Consider the following 5,746-nt stretch of genomic DNA (forward strand, 5'->3'; position numbering starts at 1 on the left):
GAGGCATTAAATTCTGTTAATTTTGATTTCGCTGTCTTGTATTCGCACTACTAGAAGGTGGCGCCGCTGGTCGAGTTTGCCAGCCTGATGCGCAACTTTGCACATACGGAAAGTATTGCGCGCTTGCTTCGCAGTAATACCAAATTGGAGCTTGCGGTTGAGAAGCCAAGACCATAGGTTGCTGAGGTGCTGCATAAGTGACCACCGGCGGAGCTGCGTAAACCACGGGTGGTGCATAGTAGCCAGCAGCATAAGGGTAACCATAGCCGGGGCCGTAATATCCACCGCGCCAGCCTGGTCCCCAGCCACCACCCCAACCAGGGCCGTAGGCTGCTGGACGCCAACCACCGCCATAACCACCTCCGTAGCCACCGCCAACAGAGACTGCCCAGCCAACATTACCCGCTTGAGCCGATACGGGAGCAAGCGCAAATAGACCTACTGCTGCAAAGAGCGTCAGAACTACCTTAGACACAACTGAGTTGTATTGCTTATGGCTTGTTTTCATAGTGGACCCCATTAATTGGTCGCCTCCTACTACCTTTAACGCTTCATCCAAATCTAGGCTGACAGGATTTGGGCTTTTATTTGAATATTTGTTAATTACCTCTAGATACTCACTGCTCTAATTTTGCGCCTGATTTATAAATCACTCTACCCCATTTATTGGTCTCAGATTGAATCAATTTAGATAGCGCTTGTGGGCTTCCAGGAGCAGGATCTAGCCCGCTTGCGAGCAACTTATTTCTGACTTCAGCTTGATTCAGGGTTTGGCGGGTTAAGGTATTTAAGCGTTTTTGCAGGTCTGATGGGAGATTGGCTGGTGCCATCAGCGAGAACCATGATGTTGCTTCAAATCCAGGCAAGCCTTGCTCTGCCATCGTCGGAATCTCTGGCGCTGCTGGAGAGCGTTTTAGTGAGGTCACACCCAAAGCCTGAATCTCTCCTGCCTTGATTAAAGAAAGTGAGGAGGATAAATTATCAAAGAGCATCGAAATCCGGCCGCTAATGAGATCAGGTAAAGATTGCGCCCTTCCCTTGTATGGAATATGCCGAATCTGTACTCCAGTCATTTCTTTTAGGAGCTCACCTGACATATGCAAGGAGGTGCCAACACCAGAAGAACCAAAAGTGAGCTCATTGGGTTTTGATTTGGCCAACTCAATCAGTTCATGCAGATTACTCACACCCAATTTTTTATTCACCACCAGCACGTTAGGTGTACTCGCTAAAAAGCTAATGGGCGTGAAATCATTGATCGGATGAAATGACATCTTGTCATAAAGAGCACCATTGATAGTGTGGATACCTACCGTCCCAATCAGGAGCGTGTAGCCGTCTGGCTCACTCTTGGCAACAAGGTCGGCACCAATATTGCCGCCGTAGCCAGGACGATTTTCTACGAGGACTGGCACCCCTAGGCTTTGTTGCCAACTCTCAGCAAGCACACGCGCCAAAATATCAGGCGCTCCACCGGGAGTAAATGTCACCACAATACGAATCGCTTGTTTAGGCCAAGAAGTATTGGATTTAGCTGTTTGAGATTGAGCGGCACTGGCAAAGCTCAAACAGGCCAAAACGATAGCTAGAGCCCTCACCACCGTAGAAGTAATCATCATCAATTTACTTGCGACTTTTTAAATGCCAAAACGCGAGCGCAACCAAATTAATCCATCGTATTTAACAGGATCATCAGCGCAAGGACCAATGCCACACTCAAGTAGCGTAGATACCAGATTAGCAAAGACCAGAAGAATGAATGTCATCACTAAAACATTTGCAAATAGGGATCGTGAGCGCACATCACGATTAGGTAGCATCAATAAAATAGCAAGACCTGCTAATAATCCAACGTAGCCTACATAAGCCCAAGTATAAAAATGCAACTCTAAGAAAGTTTTTCCAAATCCTGTATCACCCGGCAAGATATGCAAAAGTACTTGGCGCAAAGACACCATCATCCCCACCAAACCACCAATGATTCCCCAGCCGTAATGAGCAGAATGAGCGCCACAGCGGATATTCAATACCAAAGCGAAGCCGATGATGATAAAACCCATGCGCTGCATTAAACATAGCGGGCAAGGTAACTCGCCAAAATAGAGTTGATCAATAAAGGCATAGGACAGCATGCCAATGATCCCAGCCAAGGCCAATTGATTGCCCAGCGCAGCTAGAGAGGGAAAAGAAGAGAAAGAGTGTTTACTCATTTTTCTCAGAGACTGATATTGAGATGATTAGTGGCATGAACTCGGAACCACAACATCAGGATACCGACGGTAATAGCCAGCATCACCAAACCTGCCAGACGCTTCTCAAACCATACAAGGGCAAGACCGATCAAAGCTGTCAGGAAAGGTAGAAACATATACATAGAAGAATTCTATCGCAGGTGGGTTCAAGCTTGAAAAACAAGTGCTCCAAAGGGTCTTTTGTATAGAATGCACTCATGAACACCACCCCGCCCAGCGTCGACTTACAGCTCGATGGCTCCATCGCCCGCATTACCTTCAACAATCCTGCGGCACGCAACGCCTTAAGCTGGCCAATGTACGAAGAGCTCAAGCGAATTTGCGATGACATAGCAAATAGACCGGAGATCAGGGTGGCTATTTTTCGAGGCGCTGGTGACAAGGCATTTGTATCGGGTAGCGATATTCAGCAATTTGTTGACCTACAAGAAAACGAAGCTTACGAAGTTGCAGTGGATGCTATTTTTCATTCTTTACAACACTTACCTATTCCAACCATTGCGCTGATCGAAGGATTGGCGGTTGGCAGTGGCTTATTGATTGCTACTGCTTGTGATTTCAGAATATCTACTCTTGATGCGCGCTTCGGAATTCCGGTAGCAAAAACTTTAGGCAATTGTTTGTCGCCGAGCAACCTATCCTGGATTGCCAATCACTTAGGCGTACCCATGGTCAAACGCATGTTATTGACTGCTGAACTCGTTAGAGCCCCCGAGCTATTGAACTTAGGCTACCTTTATCAAACAACTTCACCAGAAGAAATTGCTGAGGCGACTGAAGCCCTGGCCAAAAAATTAGCTGCACTTGCCCCAATTACTCAAAAAGCGAGCAAAGTGACCTTAGCGCGTTTGATGGAAAGCAATTTACCGGACTGCACCGAACTGATGCGAGAAACTTACAACAGCGTCGACTTCAAAGAAGGGGTTAATGCCTTCCTTGAAGGACGCCCGCCAAGATGGCTTGGTAAGTAGATTTTAAGAGCGATTGTTTGAATTAAACAATCTTAATCTTGAGTGGAGTAAGTCCTTCGACGCTACCCTCAAGTACATCACCCTTTTTAACGGGGCCAACACCTGCAGGTGTACCAGACATAATTAAATCACCTGGTTCAAGAGTAAATAAGGTGGAGAGATAAGCGATAGTGTCGGGAACATTCCAGATCAGTTGATTGAGATCACCCTCTTGGCGCACTTCACCATTGACTAATAGCTTTACTGTACCCTTACTCGGATGTCCGAACTGAGCAGCAGGAGTCAGCGCAGCACAAGGAGCGGATTGATCAAAGGCTTTACCGGTATCCCAAGGGCGCCCCATTTTCTTAGCCTCACCCTGTAAGTCACGACGTGTCATATCCAGACCAACACCGTAACCATATACATGCTCTAGCGCTTTATCCGCAGAAATATTGGCGCCACCCTTGCCGATAGCAACAACCATCTCAATCTCATGATGAACATCGTTCGACAGATTGGGGTATTGCATATCCTTGCCATCCGTCACGATCGAGTTGGCTGGCTTCATAAAAAAGAATGGGGGTTCACGATCGGGATCATGGCCCATCTCGCGTGCATGGTCAGCATAGTTACGACCAACACAATAGATGCGATTCACAGCAAATCGACGGGTGTCACCCACCACTGGAAGTGATGGGATGATTGGTGGATCAATGACGTATGCAGTGCTCATAAAAGCCTTTCTAATGGGTGCCAAATTTTGTATTAATTATTTTGTAAATGAATTATGACACTACTTAAAAGAAGGTCATTTTGGATCTTTGGTATTCAGCTTCAGAAGCAAAATGCTGAAGGCCAGGGCAAAGGTCAAGGCATTCGCCAGAATTAATGGCCAAGTCTCAATCATGAGGCCATAAATAAGCCATAAACCTACCCCAGCGGTAAACAGGCTATACATTCCTACCGAGATCCCGGAAAGGTCGCGGGTACGCCACGATTGAATAGCCTGAGGAAGAAAAGCAATCGTCGTTAGAAACGCAGCGCAATAGCCAATAATCTCTATCTGATGTGGCTGTAAATTCATACGCTGATAGGTTCTTATTACGGCTTCTTATTCAAGCCAGCTTTACGTGTTTCAATCTCTTTGTTAATTGCAGCTATAGTTTTGGCATCGGGAGTCTTCCAGCTACCCCCCGCTTTATTAGCCATGTATGCCACAGCATCAGAGAAGCCCTCTACTGTGAGGTTGGGATTACCGCCCTTAGCAGGCATAGCCCTGACACCAACATAAGCATGCGCTGTCAGGGTGACTTGTCCCTCAGCAATCAAAGGAGCCCACTTAGCTTTATCACCCAGCTTGGGTGCATTTAAGACCCCAGAGCCATGACAGGCAGCACAAACTTGTTTATAGGTATTCTCACCAGGCTCGGCAAAGGCAGAAAAGCTTAGAAAACCAGCAGCAAGAATCCAAGGGCGAAGAGATAAATTCATAAGGACTTCCAGAAGATGTTAAAAGTTCATCCCGACAATGTATCTCAAATTTACAATGAATGCCTTGCTAGGCGCTAGGCTAGGCCAAAATAGCTTGCAACCGTATAAGTGATAAAGGCTGCTAGGTAGGCCAAGCTAAACAGGTAGCCCAGCATTATGGCAGGGATCTTCCAGCCACCGGTCTCTCTTTTGACTGCTGCAATGGTTGAAAGGCATTGAGGAGCAAAGACAAACCAAGCCAAAAGAGATAAGGCTGTTGCCAAACTCCAGCCTTTAGAAATCAATGGCACTAAGGCATCTGCTGCATCGACCGCGGAACTCGATAGTGCATACACTGTTGCCAAAGAGCTTACCACCACTTCACGGGCTGCCATCCCCGGCACCAAGGCAATGCTAATTTGCCAATTAAATCCAATCGGCTTAAACACTACCGCCAAGGCCTGCCCCATCATTCCAGCAATACTGTATTGGATAGGAGAGCCAGTTGCATTTTCTGGAGGAAGTGGAAAACTCGAGAGCGCCCACAGACAGACCGTCATGATTAGAATAATTCCACCAACGCGACGCAAGAAAATTTCAGCACGCTGCCAAAGACCAAGCGCCAAATTACCTAAGCGTGGCAAGTGATAGCTCGGCAACTCCATCATCAAGGCATTGAGTTGAAACTTTTCACTGGTAAAGCGTTTGAGAATCCAAGCTACAGCCATAGCACCAGTAATACCTGCAACATAGAGTAAGAATAAAACCAGGCCTTGCAAATCTAATCCTGCCCACAATTTACGCTTAGGAATAAAGGCGGAAATTAATAAAGCATATACAGGCAAACGTGCTGAGCAAGTCATCATCGGCGCAATCAAGATCGTCACTAAACGATCGCGTGCATTGGAGATGCTGCGCGTCGCCATGATTCCAGGGATGGCACAGGCAAAGCTAGATAACAGAGGGATAAACGATCTGCCTGATAGACCAACCCGCCCCATCAGTCGATCTAATAGATAAGCAGCTCGTGGGAGGTAGCCTGATTCTTCCAGAATCAGAATAAAGAAATAC

At 46.8% G+C, this 5,746-nt stretch carries 9 protein-coding genes; 1 reads left to right on the forward strand and 8 read right to left on the reverse strand.

What is annotated here, in order from left to right:
• Positions 1-16 precede the first annotated feature (16 nt).
• From B7X71_RS10975 to B7X71_RS10990, 4 genes are all read right to left on the reverse strand, one after another.
• Complete coding sequence (locus B7X71_RS10975) at positions 17-508, reverse strand: hypothetical protein (RefSeq protein ID WP_293600744.1); 492 nt, start codon at positions 506-508, stop codon at positions 17-19.
• 109 nt (positions 509-617) lie between these two features.
• Entirely contained in the window at positions 618-1,619 is a 1,002-nt protein-coding gene (locus tag B7X71_RS10980; RefSeq protein WP_363926969.1) for a tripartite tricarboxylate transporter substrate binding protein, read from the reverse strand.
• An 18-nt stretch (positions 1,620-1,637) separates the two neighbouring features.
• Positions 1,638-2,210 (reverse strand): disulfide bond formation protein B, encoded by a 573-nt coding sequence (locus B7X71_RS10985; RefSeq protein WP_293599320.1) that lies wholly within the window; start codon positions 2,208-2,210, stop codon positions 1,638-1,640.
• Between the two features lie 5 nt (positions 2,211-2,215).
• Complete coding sequence (locus B7X71_RS10990; RefSeq protein ID WP_293600745.1) at positions 2,216-2,368, reverse strand: DUF5993 family protein; 153 nt, start codon at positions 2,366-2,368, stop codon at positions 2,216-2,218.
• Positions 2,369-2,449: 81 nt separating this feature from the next.
• Between B7X71_RS10990 and B7X71_RS10995 the strand changes: the two genes are divergently transcribed.
• Positions 2,450-3,223 carry an enoyl-CoA hydratase/isomerase family protein gene (locus B7X71_RS10995; protein WP_293600746.1) on the forward strand — a complete coding sequence of 258 codons (774 nt, stop codon included), beginning with the start codon at positions 2,450-2,452 and terminating at the stop codon, positions 3,221-3,223.
• A gap of 22 nt (positions 3,224-3,245) precedes the next feature.
• Here B7X71_RS10995 and B7X71_RS11000 read toward each other — a convergent pair whose 3' ends face one another.
• From B7X71_RS11000 to B7X71_RS11015, 4 genes are all read right to left on the reverse strand, one after another.
• Complete coding sequence (locus tag B7X71_RS11000) at positions 3,246-3,938, reverse strand: fumarylacetoacetate hydrolase family protein (protein WP_215385937.1); 693 nt, start codon at positions 3,936-3,938, stop codon at positions 3,246-3,248.
• 75 nt (positions 3,939-4,013) lie between these two features.
• Positions 4,014-4,289, reverse strand: a complete 276-nt coding sequence (locus B7X71_RS11005) for a SemiSWEET transporter (protein ID WP_293600747.1) — start codon at positions 4,287-4,289, stop codon at positions 4,014-4,016.
• A 17-nt stretch (positions 4,290-4,306) separates the two neighbouring features.
• A complete protein-coding gene (locus B7X71_RS11010; RefSeq protein WP_293598352.1) occupies positions 4,307-4,696 on the reverse strand; it encodes a c-type cytochrome in 390 nt (129 codons plus the stop codon).
• A 74-nt stretch (positions 4,697-4,770) separates the two neighbouring features.
• Positions 4,771-5,746 (reverse strand): ferrous iron transporter B (locus B7X71_RS11015; protein ID WP_293600748.1); only part of this gene is annotated, 976 nt, incomplete at its 5' end.

The organism is Polynucleobacter sp. 39-46-10 (genome assembly GCF_002282275.1).